The sequence below is a fragment of the Pseudomonas sp. genome (assembly GCF_036387035.1).
Lineage (GTDB): Bacteria > Pseudomonadota > Gammaproteobacteria > Pseudomonadales > Pseudomonadaceae > Aquipseudomonas.
Genome location: NZ_DASVUM010000166.1, coordinates 33,473 through 54,579 on the forward strand (window position 1 = coordinate 33,473; position 21,107 = coordinate 54,579).

Annotated in this window: 17 protein-coding genes; 10 read left to right on the forward strand and 7 right to left on the reverse strand. The window is 58.7% G+C overall.

From position 1 onward, the window contains the following. The first annotated feature begins 224 nt into the window (after positions 1-224). The 4 genes from cra (at position 225) to VF672_RS15825 (ending at position 2,994) form a co-directional block, all read left to right on the forward strand. Positions 225-1,220, forward strand: coding sequence for a catabolite repressor/activator (gene cra, locus VF672_RS15810; RefSeq protein WP_331105504.1), 996 nt, complete (start codon positions 225-227; stop codon positions 1,218-1,220). A 5-nt stretch (positions 1,221-1,225) separates the two neighbouring features. Beyond that, on the forward strand, positions 1,226-2,005 hold the full coding sequence (locus tag VF672_RS15815) for a TatD family hydrolase (RefSeq protein ID WP_331105505.1): 780 nt from the start codon (positions 1,226-1,228) through the stop codon (positions 2,003-2,005). Between the two features lie 90 nt (positions 2,006-2,095). After that, the gene (locus tag VF672_RS15820; protein ID WP_331105506.1) at positions 2,096-2,521 is read left to right on the forward strand and encodes a low affinity iron permease family protein; all 426 of its coding nucleotides are present in this window, start codon (positions 2,096-2,098) and stop codon (positions 2,519-2,521) included. 92 nt (positions 2,522-2,613) lie between these two features. Next, a complete protein-coding gene (locus VF672_RS15825; RefSeq protein WP_331105507.1) occupies positions 2,614-2,994 on the forward strand; it encodes a Rho termination factor N-terminal domain-containing protein in 381 nt (126 codons plus the stop codon). A 111-nt stretch (positions 2,995-3,105) separates the two neighbouring features. On the opposite strand, the gene garD is transcribed toward VF672_RS15825, so the two are convergent. From garD to kdgD, 3 genes are all read right to left on the reverse strand, one after another. After that, complete coding sequence (gene garD / locus VF672_RS15830; RefSeq protein ID WP_331105508.1) at positions 3,106-4,659, reverse strand: galactarate dehydratase; 1,554 nt, start codon at positions 4,657-4,659, stop codon at positions 3,106-3,108. A 12-nt stretch (positions 4,660-4,671) separates the two neighbouring features. After that, entirely contained in the window at positions 4,672-6,042 is a 1,371-nt protein-coding gene (locus tag VF672_RS15835) for an MFS transporter (protein WP_331105509.1), read from the reverse strand. Between the two features lie 268 nt (positions 6,043-6,310). Beyond that, entirely contained in the window at positions 6,311-7,222 is a 912-nt protein-coding gene (gene kdgD / locus VF672_RS15840; protein WP_331105510.1) for a 5-dehydro-4-deoxyglucarate dehydratase, read from the reverse strand. A 545-nt stretch (positions 7,223-7,767) separates the two neighbouring features. Here kdgD and VF672_RS15845 point away from each other — a divergent pair. Then, positions 7,768-8,268 (forward strand): type VI secretion system tube protein Hcp, encoded by a 501-nt coding sequence (locus VF672_RS15845; protein ID WP_331105511.1) that lies wholly within the window; start codon positions 7,768-7,770, stop codon positions 8,266-8,268. 31 nt (positions 8,269-8,299) lie between these two features. Continuing rightward, the gene (locus tag VF672_RS15850; protein WP_331105512.1) at positions 8,300-8,833 is read left to right on the forward strand and encodes a DUF2778 domain-containing protein; all 534 of its coding nucleotides are present in this window, start codon (positions 8,300-8,302) and stop codon (positions 8,831-8,833) included. 651 nt (positions 8,834-9,484) lie between these two features. Here VF672_RS15850 and VF672_RS15855 read toward each other — a convergent pair. The 4 genes from VF672_RS15855 to VF672_RS15870 form a co-directional block, all read right to left on the reverse strand. Then, entirely contained in the window at positions 9,485-10,234 is a 750-nt protein-coding gene (locus tag VF672_RS15855; RefSeq protein ID WP_331105557.1) for a FadR/GntR family transcriptional regulator, read from the reverse strand. A 120-nt stretch (positions 10,235-10,354) separates the two neighbouring features. Then, positions 10,355-12,091, reverse strand: a complete 1,737-nt coding sequence (locus tag VF672_RS15860; RefSeq protein WP_331105513.1) for an ABC transporter ATP-binding protein/permease — start codon at positions 12,089-12,091, stop codon at positions 10,355-10,357. Positions 12,092-12,190: 99 nt separating this feature from the next. Next, positions 12,191-12,751, reverse strand: a complete 561-nt coding sequence (locus VF672_RS15865) for a response regulator transcription factor (protein WP_065990162.1) — start codon at positions 12,749-12,751, stop codon at positions 12,191-12,193. Then, positions 12,748-14,004 (reverse strand): ATP-binding protein, encoded by a 1,257-nt coding sequence (locus tag VF672_RS15870; protein ID WP_331105514.1) that lies wholly within the window; start codon positions 14,002-14,004, stop codon positions 12,748-12,750. Before VF672_RS15870 ends, VF672_RS15865 begins: the two co-directional genes overlap by 4 nt. A gap of 207 nt (positions 14,005-14,211) precedes the next feature. Here VF672_RS15870 and VF672_RS15875 point away from each other — a divergent pair, with 207 nt between their 5' ends. From VF672_RS15875 to VF672_RS15890, 4 genes are all read left to right on the forward strand, one after another. Continuing rightward, positions 14,212-14,928: an SIMPL domain-containing protein gene (locus tag VF672_RS15875; protein WP_331105515.1), complete on the forward strand. Its 717-nt coding sequence runs from the start codon at positions 14,212-14,214 to the stop codon at positions 14,926-14,928. A 248-nt stretch (positions 14,929-15,176) separates the two neighbouring features. Further along, a complete protein-coding gene (locus tag VF672_RS15880) occupies positions 15,177-17,351 on the forward strand; it encodes an HET-C-related protein (RefSeq protein WP_331105516.1) in 2,175 nt (724 codons plus the stop codon). A 112-nt stretch (positions 17,352-17,463) separates the two neighbouring features. Further along, a complete protein-coding gene (locus tag VF672_RS15885) occupies positions 17,464-19,062 on the forward strand; it encodes an ABC transporter substrate-binding protein (protein ID WP_414705619.1) in 1,599 nt (532 codons plus the stop codon). Between the two features lie 283 nt (positions 19,063-19,345). Beyond that, complete coding sequence (locus tag VF672_RS15890; protein ID WP_331105517.1) at positions 19,346-20,974, forward strand: ABC transporter substrate-binding protein; 1,629 nt, start codon at positions 19,346-19,348, stop codon at positions 20,972-20,974. Positions 20,975-21,107: the final 133 nt, after the last annotated feature.

Here is a 21,107-nt window from a genome sequence, read left to right on the forward strand (position 1 = left end):
AAACAGGCCTGCTGAATCGTTTAATCTAAAGTGTCGCGCACGTTACTCGATAATCTCGACGGTTTGAAGCTCATCCGGTCGAATCGTGTAGGAAACGTCCTCGTGGAAGCGCGCGCTTCCTACAAGAACACGGTCTGCTGTCATGATGGCTGTTAATCGGTGAAAATCCCTGCCACGGTAGTTCAGCTCTCACTCTTGCTTCTCATCACGAAAGGATGCCCGGCTTGAAACTCAGTGATATTGCGCGTCTGGCCGGTGTTTCTGTGACCACGGCCAGCTACGTGATCAACGGAAAGGCCGAACAGCAACGTATCAGCACCGCAACGGTCGAGCGCGTGCGCGCGGTGGTCGAGGCTCACGGCTTCCGGCCCAACCCGCAGGCAGCCGGGCTGCGCAGCCGCCACACGCGGACCCTCGGCTTCATCTTGCCCGACCTGGAAAACCCCAGTTATGCGCGCATCGCCAAACAACTGGAACAGGGCGCTCGCGCTCGCGGCTACCAACTGCTGATCGCCAGTTCAGACGACGATCCCATCAGCGAGTTGCAGTTGTTACAGCTGTTTCGCGCGCGACGCTGCGACGCACTGTTTGTCGCCAGTTGCCTGCCGGCCAGTGACGACAGCTACCGCGCGCTGCAACAGCAAGGGGTTCCGGTAATCGCGATCGACCGGGAGATGGACCCGGCGCACTTCTGCTCGGTGGTCAGCGATGACCACGACGCCAGCCAGCAGCTGACCCGCAGCCTGCTGGAGGTCAAGCCGCGGCACATCGCCCTCATCGGCGCACGCCCCGAACTGAGCGTCAGTAAGGCCCGGGCCAGCGGTTTTGAAGATGCCCTGGAGGGGTTCGACGGCTCGGTCATCATCGAACACGGCGACGCGTTCAGCCGTGATTGCGGCCAGCAACTGGCCAGCGATATGTTCGACCGCCTGGGTTATTTCCCCGACGCGCTGATCACCACTTCCTACGTGCTGCTTCAAGGGGTGTTCGACCTGCTGCAGCAGCGCCGCTTGAATCCGGACCAACTTCATTTGGGGACGTTCGGCGACACCCAATTGCTGGACTTCCTGCCGTTGCCGGTCAACGCCATGGCTCAGCAGCACCATCTGATCGCAGAAAAAGCCCTGGCGCTTGCGTTGTCGGCCATTGAGCAGGACCAGTACGAGCCCGGTGTGCACGCCATCGTGCGGACCTTCAAACAGCGGATTCACGAGGCCTGAAAAACGTGGAACTGATCGACACCCACACGCACCTGGATTTCGAGGATTTCGACGCCGACCGTGACAAGGTGCTCGCCGCCAGCCAGCAACTCGGTGTCGAGCGCGTGGTGGTGTTGGGCGTCTATCAGCGCAATCTGCAACGGGTGTGGGACCTGGCGCTCAGCGAACCCTCGGTGTACGCCGCGCTTGGGCTGCACCCGGTGTTCCTCGACCAGCATCAACCCGAGCACGTGCAGCAGCTGCGCGATTGGCTGACCCGTCTGGCCGGGCACCCAAAACTGTGCGCCGTGGGCGAGATCGGGCTGGATTACTACGTCGAATCGCTGGCCCGCCCACCGCAAAAGACCCTCCTGGACCAACAGCTGCAGATGGCAGCCGACTTCCATCTTCCCGTCCTGCTCCACGTACGCCGCAGCCACGCTGACACCATTGCTGCGCTCAAGCGTTTCAAACTCAAGCGCCGTGGCATCGTTCACGCGTTCGCCGGCAGTCGCGAGGAAGCCCGGGAGTACATCAAACTGGGTTACAAGCTGGGGCTCGGGGGTGCGGCGACGTGGCCGCAGGCCTTGCGCATGCACAGGGTGATTGCCGATTTACCGCTGGAGAGCGTCGTCCTCGAAACCGATTCGCCGGACATGGCACCCGCGATGTTCCCGGGCATGCGCAACAGCCCCGAGCATCTCCCCGCGATTTGCGCGGCCATCGCCGAGCTGATGAACATCCCCACCGAAACGCTGGCGGCCGCCAGCACCGCCAACGCGTGCGAGGTGTTCGGCTGGGACTGAACCTGTCACCGATTTCATCTTTCAAGAAGAAATTACAGCGAAGCGGTGCGGTCCCTTGGTTACCCTTCTGGCTAACACAGGAAAACGTTCATGAAATTCTCGAAGTTCGCGCAGGCCTTGTCGCAGTGGTCCGGCAGCCCCCGAACGTTCCTCGTGGCGATTGCGCTGATAGCCGTGTGGGCCGCTACCGGGCCGCTCTTCCATTACAACGACACCTGGCAACTGATCATCAACACGTCCACGACCATCATCACTTTCCTGATGGTGTTCCTGATTCAAAACACCCAGAACCGCGACACCGATCAGCTGCACATCAAGATCGACGAACTGCTGCGCGTCACCAAAGACGCACAGAACGCCGTGCTGAGCCTCGACAACCTCAACCAGAAGGAACTGCACGCCCTGCGCAAGAAATACAAAGCGATGGGTGAAGGCATCGAGTTCGACCACACCGAGGCGTTCCCGGAGCCGGAAACGGATGAGGAGCAAGCCCAGCCCCAACCCGCAGGCCGCTGATCAGTACGGGATGAACAATCGCGCCAACTGTCCTTCCTAATAACAGAAGGTATCGCAGCGCGCTCATCCTTAATCTGTACAGGAGTCCGGAAATGCCCACTGATAACAAAGACAAGTACACCGACAAACAGAAGCGCAAGGCCGCCAAGATCGAGGACAGCTACGAGTCAAAGGGCGTGTCGAAAGATGAAGCCGAAGCGCGCGCCTGGGCGACGGTGAACAAACAGTCCGGTGGCGGCGAAAAGAAAGGCGGCTCAGGCACCAAGAAGCCCGCCAGCGCCAAAGCCCATGATCGCAAAGATTCCGCCAAGCGCGCGGCGGCCTCTCGAGAAGGCGCCCCACAAAATGCAGACACGAAGTTGGCCGACGGCACCAAGGCTGACCTGCTCAAGCGGGCGCGGGAACTGGATATCGCTGGACGCTCGACCATGAGCAAAGGGGAGCTAGTAGACGCGATTGAAAAGGCGAAATGACAGGAGTGGAACTAAAGATGGCGAGTCACCGCCGTTGGTGACTCGCCATCTTGCCCTGCCAGCGGGTGCTCGCAAGGGCTGCCTGCCTGTACTACTCAGGTAGTCGACGCCTCAAGTAATAGGTGCCGGGTTGAACAGGGTGATGTCGTTGTGCAGGCGGTACTTCTCGGTCCAGGTCTTTTCCTTGCCGCTGGCCACAGCCAGGTAGAAGTGGAACAGCTCCCAACCCAGCTCTTCAATGCTTGACCGCCCGGTAGCAATGCGCCCGGCATCAATGTCGATGAGGTCCGGCCAGCGTTGAGCCAGTTCGGTACGGGTCGACACTTTCACCACTGGTGACATGGCCAGACCGTACGGTGTACCGCGTCCGGTGGTGAACACGTGCAGGTTCATCCCGGCCGCCAGTTGCAGCGTCCCGCAGACAAAATCACTGGCCGGCGTCGCGCAGAAGATCAAGCCTTTGCGCGTCACACGTTCGCCAGGGCCAAGCACCCCGTTGATCGCGCTGCTGCCGGATTTCACGATCGACCCGAGGGACTTCTCGACAATGTTCGACAACCCGCCCTTCTTGTTCCCCGGGGTGGTATTGGCGCTGCGGTCGGCTTCGCCCTTGGCCAGGTAACGGTCGTACCAGTCCATTTCGCGGACCAGCCCCTCAGCGACTTCCATGTTTTCCGCGCGAGACGTCAGCAGGTAGATCGCGTCACGCACTTCGGTCACTTCCGAAAACATCACGGTTGCGCCCGCGCGCAGCAACAGGTCAGAGGCATAGCCCAGTGCGGGGTTGGCGGTGATGCCGGAAAACGCATCGCTGCCGCCGCACTGCATGCCCAGAATCAACTCCGAGGCCGGCACGGTTTCGCGACGACGTTGGTCGAGCTTCTTCAGGCGTGTTTCGGCCAGCTCCATGATCTGCTCGATCATTTCGTTGAAGCCGTGTTTGGAATCCTGCAGGCGATACAGCCAGGGCTCGCTCAGATCAACCGAGGCGTCGTCGGTATGCATGACCTGATCGGCCTGCAACTTCTCACAGCCCAGGCTGATCACCAGCGCTTCGCCACCCAGGTTCGGGTTGCGCGCCAGGTTGCGCACGGTGCGGATCGGGATGTAAGCGTCCTTCGCGGTGATGGCGACGCCGCAGCCGTAGCTGTGGGTCAGCGCCACCACGTCGTCGACGTTCGGGTACTTGGGCAGCAGTTCTTCGCGGATACGCTTGACGGCGAAGTCCAGCACGCCGGTGACGCACTGTACCGTCGTGGTGATGCCCAGGATGTTGCGCGTGCCGACGGTGCCGTCGGCGTTGCGGTACCCCTCAAAGGTGAAGCCTTCCAGCGGCTCACCCCTGACCGGCACGGCATCGGACATCGGCAGGCTGTCCAGCGCCGGCGCTGACGGCATGCGCAGCTGATCTTCCTTGACCCAACTGCCCTTCGGGATCGGCTGCAGCGCATAGCCGATGGTGTGGCCGTAACGGATGATCGGCTCCCCTTCGGCAATGTCCACGGTGTTCACCTTGTGGCTCTGCGGCACATTGTCGACGGTCACCAGACCGTTATCGAATTCAGTCCCCGCCGGAACGCCCTGGTCATTGACCACGACGACGACGTTATCAAGCGCATGCAAGCGGATGTAACGTGGCGAGTCGGCATGTTGAATCAAGTTCATCACGGTTTTTCCTCAGAGTTTCGCTTGAGAAAGCTCGGCTTCACTGGCCGGCAAGGTACCCTTCGTTGGGGTTTCCTTGAGTTCTACACGTTTGATTTCACCCACGATGAAGATGTAGCTGATCACCGCCACCAGCGCGTTGGCGCCGACGAACACCAGAGCCCATTTGAACGAACCCGTGGTGCTGATGATGTAGCCGATGACGATCGGCGTGGTGATGGATGCGATGTTACCGAACATATTGAACAGACCGCCGCTTAAACCGGCGATTTGTTTAGGCGATGCGTCGGACATGACCGCCCAGCCCAGTGCGCCCACGCCCTTGCCGAAGAAGGCCAGTGCCATGAAGCCCACAACGACCCATTCGATATCCACATAGTTGCAGGTCACGATCGAGGTGGACAGCAGCAAACCGCCAATGATTGGCGCCTTGCGTGCGAAGGTCAGCGAGTGGCCTTTGCGCAACAGGTAGTCGGAAATGATCCCGCCGAGCACGCCGCCGATAAACCCGCAGATGGCCGGCAGCGAAGCGATGAAGCCCGCCTTCAGGATGGTCATGCCGCGTTCCTGTACCAGGTACACCGGGAACCAGGTCAGGAAGAAATAGGTGATGCCGTTGATGCAGTACTGGGCGAGGTAAATGCCCAGCATCATGCGGTTGGTCAGGAGCTGGCGTACGTAGTCCCATTTCGGACCGCTGGCCGAGCCTTTACCCTTGTCCTGGTCCATGTCGACCATGCCGCCGTTGTTGGCGATGTGATCGAATTCTTCCTTGTTGATTTTTGGGTGGTTACGCGGGCTGTGGATAACTTTAAGCCAGATCAGCGAGAACAGGATGCCAATGCTGCCCATCACCAGGAACACGTGCTGCCAGCCGAAGGTGTAGACGATCCAGCCCATGATCGGGGCGAACAACACGGTGGCGAAGTACTGCGCCGAGTTGAAGATCGCCGAGGCTGTGCCGCGTTCCGACGTCGGGAACCAGGCCGCCACGATACGGGCGTTGCCGGGGAAGGACGGTGCTTCGGCGAGGCCGACCATAAACCGCAGCGCGAACAGCAGGAAGATTGCAGTCGAAAGACCGAACTCACCCACATAGCCCTGCAGCACGGTGAACAGCGACCAGGTGAAGATACTCAATGCGTAGACTTTCTTGGAGCCGTATCGGTCCAGAAGCCAGCCGCCAGGAATCTGGCCGGCGACGTACGCCAAACCAAATGCGGAGAAGATAAAACCGAGGGTGACGGCGTCAATGCCGAGGCTTTTTTGCAGGCTGGAGCCCGCGATAGCGATGGTGGCACGGTCGGCGTAGTTGATCGTGGTCACCAGAAACAGCATGAGCAAGATCAAATAGCGGACGTGAGTCGGCTTGGTTTTCAGCATGTTCGAAACTCCCACTAATTATTTTTTTGCGCGGGTAAACGATCTTATGTGTGTGTGTGTGCCGCTCGCCTCTGCCCCTAAAACCAGATGCGATGTGGAGCTGTTTTACCAAGCGCCTGTCGGGTGAACCTGAAGGCACTCGTACGCCGGCGGCCTTGCTGGCACGAACTGAAAATCCCTGGCTGATATCTTGATCGAGAGGCCTGTCGCCCAAGCCCCGAGGGCAAAAAACCGCTGATCGCTCAGCGGTTTTGGGGCAACGGGGCTATTACTGCTTGCCCTGCTTGTCCATCAGTGCAGCCAACATGTCGACTTCATCCGAAGTCAGGTCAGTCAGCGGCGCGCGGACCGGACCTGCGTCGTAGCCGGCGAGCTTGGCGCCCGCTTTGACGATGCTCACTGCGTAGCCGTGTTTGCGGTTACGGATGTCCAGGTAAGGCAGGAAGAAATCGTCGATCAGCTTGCCGACGGTCTCGTGATCGTCTTTGGCGATGGCGTGGTAGAAATCCATGGCCATTTTTGGCAGGAAGTTGAACACAGCCGATGAGTAAACCGGCACGCCCAGTGCCTTGTAGGCGGCAGCGTAGACTTCTGCGGTAGGCAGACCACCCAGGTAAGAGAAGCGGTCACCCAGACGACGGCGGATCGAAACCATGAGCTCGATATCCCCCAGGCCGTCCTTGTAGCCGATCAGGTTAGGGCAGCGCTCGGCCAGTTGCTCCAGCAGCGATGGGGTCAGGCGGCAGACGTTACGGTTGTAGACAACAACGCCGATCTTGACCGATTTGCAGACCGCTTCAACGTGAGCGGCAACGCCGTCCTGGCTGGCTTCGGTCAGGTAGTGAGGCAGCAGCAGCAGGCCTTTGGCCCCCAGACGCTCGGCTTCCTGAGCCATCTGGATCGCCTGGCGGGTCGGACCACCGACGCCAGCCAGAATCGGCACGGTGGTTTCGCACGTGTCGACGGCAGTCTTGATGATTTCGGAGTATTCGTCGCCGGTCAGGGAGAAGAACTCACCTGTGCCGCCTGCGGCGAACAGCGCGGAGGCGCCATACGGAGCAAGCCATTCCAGGCGCTTGATGTAGCCGGCGCGGTGGAAGTCGCCTTGGGCATTGAAATCGGTAACCGGGAAGGAAAGCAGACCGTGAGAGAGGATGGACTTCAGTTCTTGTGGATTCATTATTCGAACACCCTGGGGAGCTATTTTTGTGGATGAAGCACCAGTCCTGCGCTGATGTCGTAAGTCATCGTACAACTGAGGAGTGGATCACTCAATAGCGTTTTGAAATATTTATGACGGTAAGGATGAGTGGTGCCTGCTGAAGTCGATATTGATCGCGGCGTCGGATTATCAAATGCCGCAGTCGCTGCAGGGGTTGCGCCGAATGGCGCTACTTGTAGGAGTGAGCTTGCTCGCGATCTGGCGCGAAGGGGCAGCATTCCTAGTGATGCGGCGTGTCGGAAAGCACCGCAGTTTCAGTTTGACGACTGCTGCGCAGCGGATCACGAGCAAGCTCACCCTTTCCGCTTCCGGCCAAAATCACCCGTTTTCATCGCCCTCTCGGATCATTCCGTAGTCCAGTGATCCAGGCGTTGTAGTCCTTCTCTGAAACTGCTCGCGGACATGGCTGGAAAACCTTCTGTGGGGCGCGTCACGTCGTTAGAGTCGTCGCGGTTCAGATTCAGATTTCTTAATCACCGTGAAATCACAAGGAAGGAAACGAAATGGCAATTGATGCATTTTTGAAAATGGCTGATATCCCGGGCGAGTCACTGGATGCGCAGTTCAAAGACTGGATCGAGATGGAGGACTTTGATGTTGGTGCCAGCCAGTCGGCCTCCGCGACCACGACGAGTTCGGGCGGGGCCAGCAGTGGTCGCGCGAAAATGAGTGATTTGTACTTCCGAAAAGCTGTCGATAAAGCAACCCCGAAACTGCATGAAGCCTGCTGCAGTGGCAGGCACTTCAAAGAAGTCACCATCGCGTTGAATCGGGCTGGCAACGACAAGGTCAAATACCTGGAAATAAAACTTGAGGAAGTGATTGTTTCGTCAGTCTCTCTTAATGGCAACGGCAGCAAAGAAACCGGTTTCCCCAGTGAAACAATCCGTCTGAATTACGCACGGATCAAGATGACCTATATACAGCAGAAGCGCTCTGATGGATCAGGCGGTGGCCAGATTGTTGGAGGCTGGGATGGTGTCGCGAACAAGATATACGCGTAACGCCGACCCTACCCGTTAGAGGATAGCTGACATGGCTGGCAAAAATGAGCGGAACCCGAATATTGCTTACTGCACCTATGTACTTAACGGCGAACCGTTAAGCGAATTGACGTGCGAGGGAAAGACTTATGAAGCTTTTTCAGGCAACAGTGCTACTTACGTCAACGATTCCCGATATCAAGATATTGTCAACAGCGGACCGTTGCCACTGGGACGGTACTATATTTTGGACAGAGAGTCCGGGGGCATGATGGGCTGGATTAGAGAACCCGTAAAAGACCTGTTTGCCAGAACTAACAGAAGCGAATGGCTTAGCCTATACCGCGACGATGGAGTAGTCGATGACCTAACGTCCGTCAACAACATATCCAGAGGCGCGTTTCGTATTCATCCCGTAGGCCCACAGCGTATCAGTCAAGGCTGCGTAACCTTGAATTCCGAACTGGCTTTTGAAGAACTCAGGACTTTCATCAGAAATATGCCAGGCGAGGTGCTGGAAGGAACCAGTATCAAATTCTATGGGGTACTTGAGGTGCTCGACAAATCATCCAGTAAATCTAGATGATAGCGAGAATGCTGACAGCTTCACTAAAAATCACCTTCACACTTGTTCTCACAGTGGTGCTTACCAGATGGGCCATGGACACGGGACCGATCACATGGATATTGCAGACTGATCGTGGAATGGACCTCTACTACTGGTTACTTGCCTCTTTTGGTTTGATGGGAATGGAGCAAGGTGAGGACATGCTCATTACGATCTCGCTCTGTGTGATGCTCGTTTTCTCATCCATAACGTGCCTGGCTGTCACCCTACTCGTGCGGAGGCTAAAGCGGGCTTCTGTTAAACACCGGGCAAACTAGCGAGCAGCACTTTATTTGCTGCGTCTTAATCCATTACCAAAAAGTGTCCTGCATGTTGTTACCGGAACGACCTACGTGTCGGATCGGCATGGAATGGACGCCTATGTCTGGCTTCTTACCCTCTTCGATCTGGAAGGCTGCGAAGACGGGGAAGACATGCTCATTCTCTTGACGCTCAGCGTGACGCTTATGGTTTCAACGCTGACATGCGTAGCGCTGACTAACGCCTTGCGAAAATTGAGACGCGCACCGGCCGATCCAGACGTCCAATAACCCAACCAAAACGTGTTCAGTCACGGGCAGCGCAGCAATGCCCTGCCCTGCCCTGCCCTGCCCTTTCAAACAATCCGCCTTAAGCCCGCTGCGATTCAGCCTCTTCATGGGCATGGCGCAGTCGCTCGCGGCTGTTGGTCAGGTGCAGACGCATGGCGGCGCGGGCGGCGTCGGAGTCCTGACGCGCGATGGCGTCGTAGATTTCCTCGTGCTCTCGGCTCAGGCGGGTCATGTAATGCTGGTTGTCATCGTGGGCCAGGCGCGCGGAGTTCAGGCGCGTGCGCGGGATGATGCTGGTCCCCAGGTGATTCATGATGTCGGTGAAGTAGCGGTTGCCGGTCGACAGCGCTATGGCCATGTGGAACTGGAAATCGGCGCCGACGGCATCGCTGGCGTGGGCCGCGCTTTCGCTCAGTGCATCGAGGGCAGCGCGCATGTCGGCCAGTTGCTCGTCAGAGCGGCGTTGGGCGGCCAGGCCGGCTGATTCGACTTCGAGACTGATGCGCAGCTCGAGAATCGCCAGGACGTCACGCAGGGTGACGATGGTGGCCGGGTCGATACGGAAACCGCTCGGGCTCGGTGTGTCGAGCACGAAGGTGCCGATGCCGTGACGGGTCTCCACCAGCCCGGACGCCTGCAGGCGCGAGATGGCTTCGCGTACGACGGTGCGGCTGACGCCTTGCTCTTCCATGATTGCAGACTCGGTGGGCAACTTATCCCCACGCTTGAGTCCGCCGGTGCGGATGCGCTCGGAGAGTTCGGTGACCAATTCCTGCGCAAGACTGCGGTGCTTTCGCCGGACACGAGGCGGAGCGCTCTGATTTTCCATATCCAACATGCATCTCTTAGTACGCTGAACGGTGATGATAGCTCACCGGGTTGTGCGATCACACACCGACCCCGGCGAAGCTCCTGGTTTTACGACCTTTATGGCTTCAGCACTTTACGCTCAAAGCGCCGTTTCAGTCAGCGGCTGTTCCTGAAGCTGTCCGCCGTCGATGCGCACATGCCGGCGATGGAAGCGCTTGAGGCTGCTGCGATGGCCAATGCTGAGCAGTGTCACGCCCGGCAATTCATCCAGCAACGCCTGATACAAGGCGGCTTCATCCTCTTCGTCCATCGCGGATGTCGCTTCGTCCAGGTACAACCAGTCCGGCGCAAACATCAGGGCGCGGGCAAATGCGACGCGCTGTTGTTCACCCGGCGACAGCAGGCGCTGCCAATGCTCGCTCTCGTCCAGTCGCGGGATGAGATGACCCAGGCGGCAGGTTTCCAGCACTTGAGCGAACCGCTCGGCGGGATACACCTCCGGCGCCTGCGGATAGCTCAATGCCTCACGTAGCGTGCCGATCGGCAAGTAGGGCTTTTGCGGCAGGAAGAACGCACGGCTGGCCGGCAGTTTCACCGCGCCGTGGCCTTCCTTCCACAATCCGCCCATGGCCCGCAGCAACGTACTTTTGCCACTGCCGGAGCGGCCGCTGAGCATGACTTTCTCGCCTGCCGCAATGCGAATGTTGGCGTTGTCCAGCAACTGGCGACCGCCCACCAGCGAAAGCGCCAGACCTTCGAGCTGCAAGGCGTCGCTCTCGTGACTGACCTTGATGGCCGGCACGCGAGCTTCGTTTTCATCCATGGCCTGACGGAAGCTGAGCAGACGATCACAGGTGGCGCGCCACGAGGCCAGTTGGGTGTATGCGTCGATGAACCAGCTGAAATTCTCCTGCACATTGCCGAACGCGGAGTTGATCTGCATCAACTCGCCGAGCTCGATCTTGCCGGCGAAATAACGCGGCGCGGCTACCACGAAGGCGAAGACAATCGCGATTTGCGAGTAACCGGCGGTGAAAAAGGTGAGGCGCTTCTGCACCTTCATGATCGTCCAGAAGTTGCTCCAGACCATGCCGAAACGCGCACTCAGGCGCTGGTTCTCGTTGGCCTCGCCGTCGGACAGGGCAATGCTTTCGGCGTTCTCGCGAACGCGCACCAGCGAGAACCGCATGTCGGCTTCGTAACGCTGTTGCTGGTTGCTTAGCAGGATAAGACGTTTGCCGATCACGTGAGTCAGCAAGCTGCCCACCGCTGCATAAATAAGCGCAGCCCAGAACATGTAGCCGGGAACGGTAATGCCAAAAAACTCGATGCTGCCGGACACACCCCACAGGATCACCGAGAACGACACCAGACTGACCACGGTGCGCAGCAGGCCGAGGCTCAGGCTGAGGGTGTCGGACGTAAAGTTATTGAGGTCTTCGGACAAGCGCTGGTCAGGGTTATCGGTGTAACCGCCCTGCTCCAGCCGGTAGTAGTTTTTGTGCGCGAGCCATTTGGCGAAATGCTGTTCGGTCAGCCAGCGGCGCCAGCGAATGGTCAGCATCTGCGTGAGATAAAGCCGATACACCGCGCCAAGAATGGCGATGGCGGCGATGCCACAGAAATACAGAATAAGGTGGGTGAAGGCTCCCAGATCCTTGTTCTGCAGAGCATTGTAAAAGTCGCGGTACCAACTGTTGACCAGCACCGAGATGAACACGCTGAACAGCGACAGCACGATCACCGCGACCAGCAGCACCCAGGCCATGCCCTTTTCTTCGCTGCGCCAGTAGGGCGTCACGAGTTTCCAGACCCGGGAGAAGAAATTCCCGTTCACAGCGTCGTTGACCCTGGATTCATCTACATCGAAATTCATGGCAAAAGCTCGGCGGCGGGCAATAAGGGACGTCGGCGCCAATGTGCCAGACGCCGCAGACGATCTTCCATGAAGAAATCTTTAACAAGCCTTCCCGGCTTAACGACGGACCGGACGCTTCTGCAACTTGCGCTGCAAGGTGCGCCGGTGCATGCCGAGCGCCCGCGCCGTGGCGGAAATATTGCCCTCGTGCTCGGTCAATACGCGCTGAATGTGCTCCCACTGCAAGCGGTCCACCGACATCGGGTTTTCCGGCACCAGCGTGTCCAGGTCGGCATGTTCGGACAGCAACGCTGCCAGCACGTCATCGGCATCGGCAGGTTTGCACAGGTAGTTGCAGGCGCCGCGCTTGATGGCTTCGACCGCCGTGGCGATGCTCGAATAGCCGGTCAGGATCAAAACCCGCATTTCCGGGTCCAGTTCCAGCAGCTTGGGCAGCAGCACCAGGCCTGAATCGCCTTCCATTTTCAGATCAACCGCGGCGTAGTCCGGAATATCCTGCTGCGCGAGGGCCAGGCCTTCGTCGGCGGAACCCGCGGTGCTCACGCGAAAGCCACGGCGCGCCATGGCCCGAGCCATCACGCGGGTGAAGGTGGCGTCGTCGTCCACCAGCAGCAGGTGCGGCAGCTCTTCGCCTTCAACCTGGATTTCGTCAGTCATGCTTCATCTCCTCGTGCGTCACGGGGCAGGCGCAGCTCGGTGAGCGTACCGCCCTCCTCGTGAGGATAGAGTTTCACCGAGCCGCCCGCGCGGGTCACGCTGGCCTTACTCAAGAACAGGCCAAGGCCGAAGCCCTTGCCCTTGGTGGTAAAAAACGGTTTGCCGATCTGCTCGGCGATGGCCAATGGAACGCCAGCACCATGATCGCGGATGCTGAGGCGTATCTCGGTGGCGGTCCAGTCCAGATTCACTTCAAGCCCTTCGGCGCAGGCATCGGCGGCATTGTTCAGAAGGTTCAGCAAGGCCTGGGTCAGATCGGGCGGCGGCGCCAGCATCGGCACGTCGCCCTGCCCCAGGCGCTGAAAGCGGTACGTGGCCTCAGGGCGCATGAGGTGCCAGCGATTGAGGGCCTGATCGAGCCAGTGCGTGACCGTCTGCTCCTGCACCGAGAGCCGGCGATTGGCCTCGGCGGCGCGAACTAGCTGCTGCAATGTCTCTTTGCACAGCTTGACCTGGTCCTGCAGCACCGAAAGGTCTTCCTGCAGCGCGGGGTCCTTGTGGTCCTGCTGCATTTCCTTGAGCAGCACGCTCATGGTCGCCAGGGGCGTGCCGAGTTCATGAGCCGCGCCAGCCGCTTCGGTTGCCACCGCCAGCAGTTGCTGGTCGCGCGCGCCCTCTTCACGGCGCAACGCTCGCATGTGCTCCTGACGGCGCAGCTCTTCGGCCATGCGCGCAGCGAAGAAGGTGATCACGCCGGCAGCCAGCGCGAAGCTCAGCCACATGCCGTAGATCTGCATGTTCTCGCGGGCCACAAACGCATCCAGCGGAAAGAACTTGGCCAGCATCAAGGTGTACAACGCCAGCGCGATGCCCGAGAGGATCAGCGAATAACGCCACGGCAGCGTCACGGCGGCGATGGTCAGCGGCACCAGATAATAAGAAACGAACGGGTTGGTCGAGCCGCCGGAGAAGTACAGCAGCGCGCTGTGGATAAACAGATCGAACGCCAGTTGCACGGCGTACTCAAGCTCGGTCACCGGCCACGAGGTGCGCAGGCGAATGGCCGTCAGCAGGCAGACGATCGCAGAGAAACCCAGGGTGATGTCCAGTTGCAGCCAGGGTAAAGGCAGCAGATCGAACAGATAGGTAAACCCTACCGAGCCCGCTTGCGCACCCAGCACCAGGATGCGAATGAACGTCAGGCGCCAGAGGTTCTGGCGGGTGGCGGAAAGCAGTTGCAAGGGGGCGAGCATGAGCTCTCCTGATGAGCGCTCCAGGCGAATCGGAGCGAGTATAACCAATGCGACAACAGTTGCCGTCAAAGTGCGTCAAAGCGCCACATCCAATTAATGCCCGCGCGCATGGGGAGGAACAAGCCCCCGGGTTCGCAGTCACATGGGCACCCGTCCGCCGAGGGCTTGCAACGCGCTTCGGGACGGTTCGCCAAACAAGGAGTTTTTATGCTCACCCTTCGCCCTAGTGCCACATTGTTCACCCTCGGCGCACTCGCGCTGGCCAGCGCCCCTGCCCTCGCCGATGACGTTCATTACAACCAGGTGTCGGTGCGCGCCGAGGTCAGCCAGGAAGTGCAGCGCGACCTGATGACCGTCACCCTGTACACCGAATCGCAGAATACCGACCCGGCCAAACTGGCGGCAGGCGTCACTGAAACGCTGAACAAGGCCCTGGGCGAAGCGCGTCAGGTCAGGGACATCAACATTCGTCAGGGCAGCCGCAACAGCTACCCGATCTACGACGACAAAGGCCAGAAGATCACCGGCTGGCGAGAGCATGCCGAAGTGCGCCTCGAAAGCGCCGACTTCGCCGCCCTTTCCAAATTGACCGGCGACCTGCTCGGTGGCGACATGAAAATGGCTGGCATGGACTTCTCCATCTCCAACCCCGCACGCAAAGCCAGCGAAGACACGCTGCTGAAGGACGCCGTCAGCGCCTTCCGCGCCCGCGCCAAGCTGGTCACCGACGCGTTGGGCGGCACCGGTTACAAGCTGGTCAACATGAACCTGAACACGGCGGGGTATCCACAGCCCTACCTGCGCGCGCCGGTCATGATGATGAAAGCTGAGCGTTCGGATGCAGCGCCGACGCCGGATGTGGAAGCCGGCACCAGCCAGGTCACCGTTACAGCCGACGGCATCATCGAAGTCGCCATCCCGTGATGCGCACGGCGGCAGCCAGGGGCTGCCGCCGTTTCCCTCTCTCGCGCTCACTTCTTACCCGCTATCCGGTCGCCCCTTCTCCATCAGCGTAACCCCTTGTCCTACTTTTCCCAGCGAATCGGCCGCTTTTCACGCAGCCTGGAGTCAATAGAATTCTCCCCGCGACTCTCACCTACAACGCACACTGAAGGTCGCCTGACCACAGGACCCGGCCGTGCGAAGCCAATGATTCAAGGAAGAATCCACTCATGCCTTTTCAAGCACAAACCGTCATTCCGGTCGATATGACCGCCTGCACATTGCACAGCACCTTCGCGATGAACCTGCTGACCCACGTGGCCAGCGCACTCAAACCAGACGTTTTTGCTCTGGAGATGAGCGATGTCTTTGGCAGCGACATCCCGCCTCGCATTTACATGAAGCTGCACGAAAAACTGCTGGCAGGTGAAGTAGAACGCCCTGCCCTGCTTCTGACCCGGGAACTGGGCTTCGAGGCGGACTACGACAACCGCGAACGCGTCATTCGCATCGATTGGGCATTTTTTTCCCGCACAACCGCCAGTCCGCAGCACTACTGGTGGTTGCTGACCGCACTGCTTCACGAATTCGGTCACCACATCGACAATGTTCTTCGTCGAGAGCTGAGCGCAGGGAACACTTGCGTGGCAACCGACGCACCGTTCGAGGAAGGCCATCTGTTCACCTTGTGGCTAACCGAAGCAGCCCGCCCGGCTCAGGACGAGCTGACCTTCGCCACGTATTTCGACAGTAAATCCGATCGTGTTCATCAATCCGCAATGTCCTGGACGAAAGCCTGCGAAGCCATTCGCAACTACCTGGCGGGAATCGATCTGCAGATCGAGCCCTCCCATCCCCATCCTGATCGTGAAGCCTTCGAGGCCGGTAATGGTGAGGCGCACGGCAGCACACACCAGACGATCGAATGGGTACTGCGCGATTTCCAGTTCAGTCAAAAGGAAATAGACGCTGTTTATTTTGGCAACTGGCTGCGGGATTACTCTCAGGTGGTCGATCCCAAGATCACCCGCGCGGCGGACATGCCAAAAGAATTCCCGGCGGCGCTGTCCCGCGAAAGCTGGACCCAACTCGTCGATGTGCTGGCCGCTAAAAAATTCATCGATCTGCGGATGCATTTCCCGAAGGAAATGAAGGTGACGCCCAAGAAACTTGGCGTGTACCGCGCGCAAGAGCACATCGATAACCCGTTGGTCATCGATCCTCCGTTTGCAAACCCCAAGGTGCGCGACCCGGACTTCGAGGCGTGGGTATTGCCAGGCGACCCAAGCCTTGAGGCAGACCGCTCCACTTCCATGAAACGCTACATCGCCAAAGCAGTGGATTACATGACGCAGGAACTGCGTCTGGCGATGAGTCAGGGCCGCTCGCTCGATGGCCTGCGCAGTTTCGGCGCTGCGTTGCATGTGGTTGAGGATCTGTTCGCCCATTCAAATTTCACTGAACTGAGCCTGATCAAGGCCGGACACGTCAAGGTTCTGCCCTGGACGACGCCTGCCAGGGTCAAATGGAATTTGCCGCTGGTCACGGGCACGTTCGGTGCGACCGACGTCGTTGCCAGCCTGGCGGGGCCGCTCGGCAAAATCCTGTTTTCCACCGCAGAGCTGGAGTTCGAACTCACTCAGCCGGGTTATCGCTCGGACCGGGACAAAGTGATGCTGGTGCTGCTGAGCGAGCATCCTGATCCCGACTATCTGAACGCATTCGACGCGTTGCTCAAGGCCAGGGACGGCCTGGTGACGCTTGCCCAAAAAATGGGCGTCGACACGCTCAGGTTCTATCGCTGGCTGATCAATACCCCGGCGGGCATTCTGGTCAACGCTTATAACAGCGCGGCGCAAGGCGTCCTGACCTGGGTCGGCAACAGCGTCGACGATGCGCAGACCCTGCTGGGCAGTGACCCCAACGCAGACCCGGACATCGAGCCGAGCCACTCGCAGTTGTCCAAAGATCACGCTGAACACCCTCTTCATCCTCTGGCCGCCCTGCTCGCCACCGAAGCCGTGCGCAAGGTTGCCCAGTCCATGGTGGATTACTGGTCAGGCAAACCGGGCGCCGATCCGGTCGCCGTCGCTTCGGGATTCTTCTGCCACCCCGCTGACTGTCAGTGGCAGTATCCGATCGTCAACGCCTGGGCACAAAGCAATCCGGAGGAAGTGGCCCGCAGCGAATCGAAAACCGAGCTAGACAAAACCCACCAAGCGGCGCTCGACGAAGTTCGTGCCATCCAGAACAAAATGGTCAAGGACAGCCAGAACTATATGAATCACCTGTTTAACAGCAAGGACTCGCCGGCCTCAGGTCTGCAGGGCTATGTAGAGCAAGGATTCATGAAACTCGTTGCCAGCACATCCTGGTGGAAAGAGCTGCAACAACTCATCAAGTAATAAGCTTATGAATTTCAGTAGCTTGTTGCTTTGGTGAGCTGTGCGGCATTCTTCGCGGTCTATCATCCTGTCGATGAATTCAGGCATGAGTGCCGCACCTTATGAGGTTCACATGGACACACCCTTCAAAGTTCTGCTCCTGGCAGGCGCTATGGCGCTGTGCGTTCCCTCGGTGCAGGCGGCCAGCACCCTTGTCTACTGCTCGGAGGCCAGCCCTGCCGGCTTCGATCCCAGCCAGTTCACCAGTGGCACGGAATTCGATGCGTCAGCCGAAACCGTCTTCAACCGCCTGACCCAGTTCAAGCGCGGCGGCACGGAGGTCGAGCCAGGCCTGGCCACAAAGTGGGATGTGTCTGACGACGGCCTGACCTATACCTTTCACTTGCGGCCAGGAGTGAAATTCCACACCACGGACTATTTCACGCCGACCCGCAACTTCAACGCCGATGACGTGCTGTTCACCTTTAACCGCCTGCTCAACGCGGACGATCCGTTCCGCAAGGCGTACCCGTCGGAGTCGCCGTACTTTACCGACATGGGCATGAACACCACCATCAAGCAGGTTGAAAAAGTCGACGACCAAACCGTCCGCTTTCACTTGAACAACATTGATGCGGCGTTCATCCAGAATCTGGCAATGAGCTTCGCCTCTATTCAGTCGGCGGAATACGCAGCGCAACTGATCAAGCAAGGCAAGGCTGGCGACATCAACCTTAAGCCGATCGGCACAGGGCCATTCGTGTTCAAGCGCTACCAGAAAGACGCGCAGATCCGTTACGTCGGCAACAAGGAATACTGGAAGCCGGAGGACGTGAAGCTGGATAACCTGATCTTCTCGATCAACACCGACGCTGCCACCCGCCTGCAGAAACTCAAAACCGGCGAATGTCAGATCAGCGGTTACCCGCGTCCGCAGGACATCGAAGAAGCGCAGAAGGACCCGAACCTCAAGGTGCTGAGCCAGGCAGGTTTCAATCTGGGCTTTCTTGCGTACAACGTGACCCATCCGCCGCTGGATCAATTGAAGGTGCGTCAGGCGCTGGACATGGCCATCGACAAGCCGGCCATCATCAAAGCGGTGTACCAAGGCGCCGGGCAACTGGCTCAGAACGCCTTGCCCCCTGCGCAATGGAGCTTTGACGCGAACATCAAAGACGCGCCCCATGACCCGGAAAAAGCCAGGCAGTTGCTCAAGGAAGCGGGCGTCGCCCCCGGCACGCAAATCAATCTGTGGGCAATGACCGTGCAGCGCGCCTCCAATCCGAACGCCCGCATGTCGGCGCAGATGATTCAGTCGGACTGGGCGAAGATCGGCATCAGGGCCAACATCGTCAGCTATGAATGGGGCGAGTACATCAAGCGCGCCAAGGCCGGCGAGCATGACGTGATGATCTACGGCTGGACCGGGGACAATGGCGACCCTGACAACTGGCTCGGCGTGCTCTATAGCTGCGGCGCGGTGAATGGCAGCAACTACGCCAAGTGGTGCAACCCCAGCTACGACAAACTGGTGACCCAGGCCAAGCTGACCAGCAACCGCGACGAGCGGATCAAGCTGTACCAACAAGCGCAGAACATCTTGAAAAACGACGTGCCGATCACCCCGATCGCCAACTCCAAGGTGTTCCAGCCGATGCGCAAAGAGGTTCAGGACTTCAAACTGAGCCCATTTGGCCTGACGCCCTTCTACGGCGTCAGCCTGGCCAAATAATTGCCTGAAACCAACAGCGAAGTAACACTTGCTGACCGAAGCGGGTGCAATCGCCACGTTGCGATGCACCGTTTTGGGGCGGCAAAGATATCGATATGCGACACGCAAACGTTCAACAGCGTCAGAAATTACACTTATGCGACATTCGTGTACGTTCGTGCCACTGTTTGTCACCTTGCTGGCGCCAACGTCTTGCTTTGGGTATGGCGCCTGCATAAGTATCCGCGGGACCGGCTCAAAAGGCCGTACCCTCAATCAAAAAATGACAACAACTGAGGCCACCATGCTCAAAAAAGCGGTCATTCCGTTTCTTCTCGGCGCAGGTTTGATCGCCAGCGCTCCCTTCGCCCATGCAGCATCGAATCTGGTGTTCTGCTCCGAAGGCAGCCCTGCTGGTTTCGATCCAGGTCAATACACCACCGGTACCGACTTCGACGCTTCGGCCGAGACCGTTTTCAACCGTTTGAGCCAGTTCGAACGTGGCGGCACCGCTGTCATTCCAGGCCTGGCCACCAGCTGGGACGTGACCCCGGATGGCCTGACCTACGTCTTCCATCTGCGTGAAGGTGTGAAATTCCACACCACCCCGTACTTCAAGCCGACGCGTACCTTCAATGCCGATGACGTGCTGTTCACGTTCAATCGCATGATCAACAAGGACGACCCGTTCCGTAAGGCGTACCCGACCGAATTCCCGTACTTCACCGACATGGCGATGGACACCAACATCACCAAGATCGAGAAGGTCGACGATCACACCGTCAAAATGACCCTCGGTACCGTCGATGCCGCGTTCATCCAGAACCTGGCGATGAGCTTCGCGTCCATTCAGTCCGCTGAATACGCCGCCCAACTGCTTAAAGAGGGCAAGCCGGAAGACATCAACCAGAAGCCGATCGGCACTGGCCCGTTCGTGTTCAAGAGCTACCAGAAGGACTCCAACATCCGGTTTACCGGGAACAAGGACTACTGGAATCCTGAAGACGTCAAAGTCGACAACTTGATTTTCGCCATCACCACTGACGCCTCGGTTCGCGCGCAGAAGCTGAAGAAGGGCGAATGCCAGATCACTGCTTACCCGCGTCCGGCTGACCTTGCGCCATTGAAGGCTGACCCGGCATTGAAGATGCCTGATCAGGCGGGCTTCAACCTGGGTTACATCGCCTACAACGTAATGCCGAAGATCAAGGGCGACGACAAGCCGAACCCGCTCGCTGACGTGAAAGTGCGTCAGGCTCTGGACATGGCAGTCGACAAGAAAGCCATCATCGACGCGGTGTACCAGGGCGCCGGCCAACTGGCGACCAACGCCATGCCACCTACCCAGTGGTCATACGACACCACGATCAAAGACGCACCGTACGATATCGCCAAGGCCAAGGACCTGCTCAAACAGGCAGGCGTGAAGGAAGGCACCGAGATCACCCTGTGGGCGATGCCGGTTCAGCGTCCTTACAACCCGAACGCCAAGCTGATGGCCGAGATGCTCCAGAACGACTGGAAGAAGATCGGCGTCAACGTCAAGATCGTTTCCTATGAGTGGGGCGAGTACATCAAGCGCGCCAAGGCCGGCGAAAACGGCGCAATGCTGATTGGCTGGAGCGGCGACAACGGTGACCCGGACAACTGGCTCGGCACCCTGTTTGGCTGTGACGCCCTTAACGGCAACAACTTCGCCAAATGGTGTGACAAGCCGTTCGATACCTTGATCCACCAGGCCAAGGAAACCACCGATCAGGCCAAGCGCACCGAGCTGTACAAGCAAGCTCAACACCTGCTCAAAGATGCCGTGCCTATGACGCCAATCGCACACTCGACTGTTTATCAGCCGATGCGCAAGGAAGTTCAGGACTTCAAGATCAGCCCATTTGGTCTGAACTCGTTCTACGGCGTCAGCGTCAGCGGCAAGTAATACCTCACTATGACTGCTCGGTCGCGTTGCCCAAGGGCAATGCGACCGCGTTGTCATGTGCGCGACTGTTAGATGAAATGACTATTGTTAGATGAGTAGCGACCGGATTACAGATCCTGCCTACTAACAATAA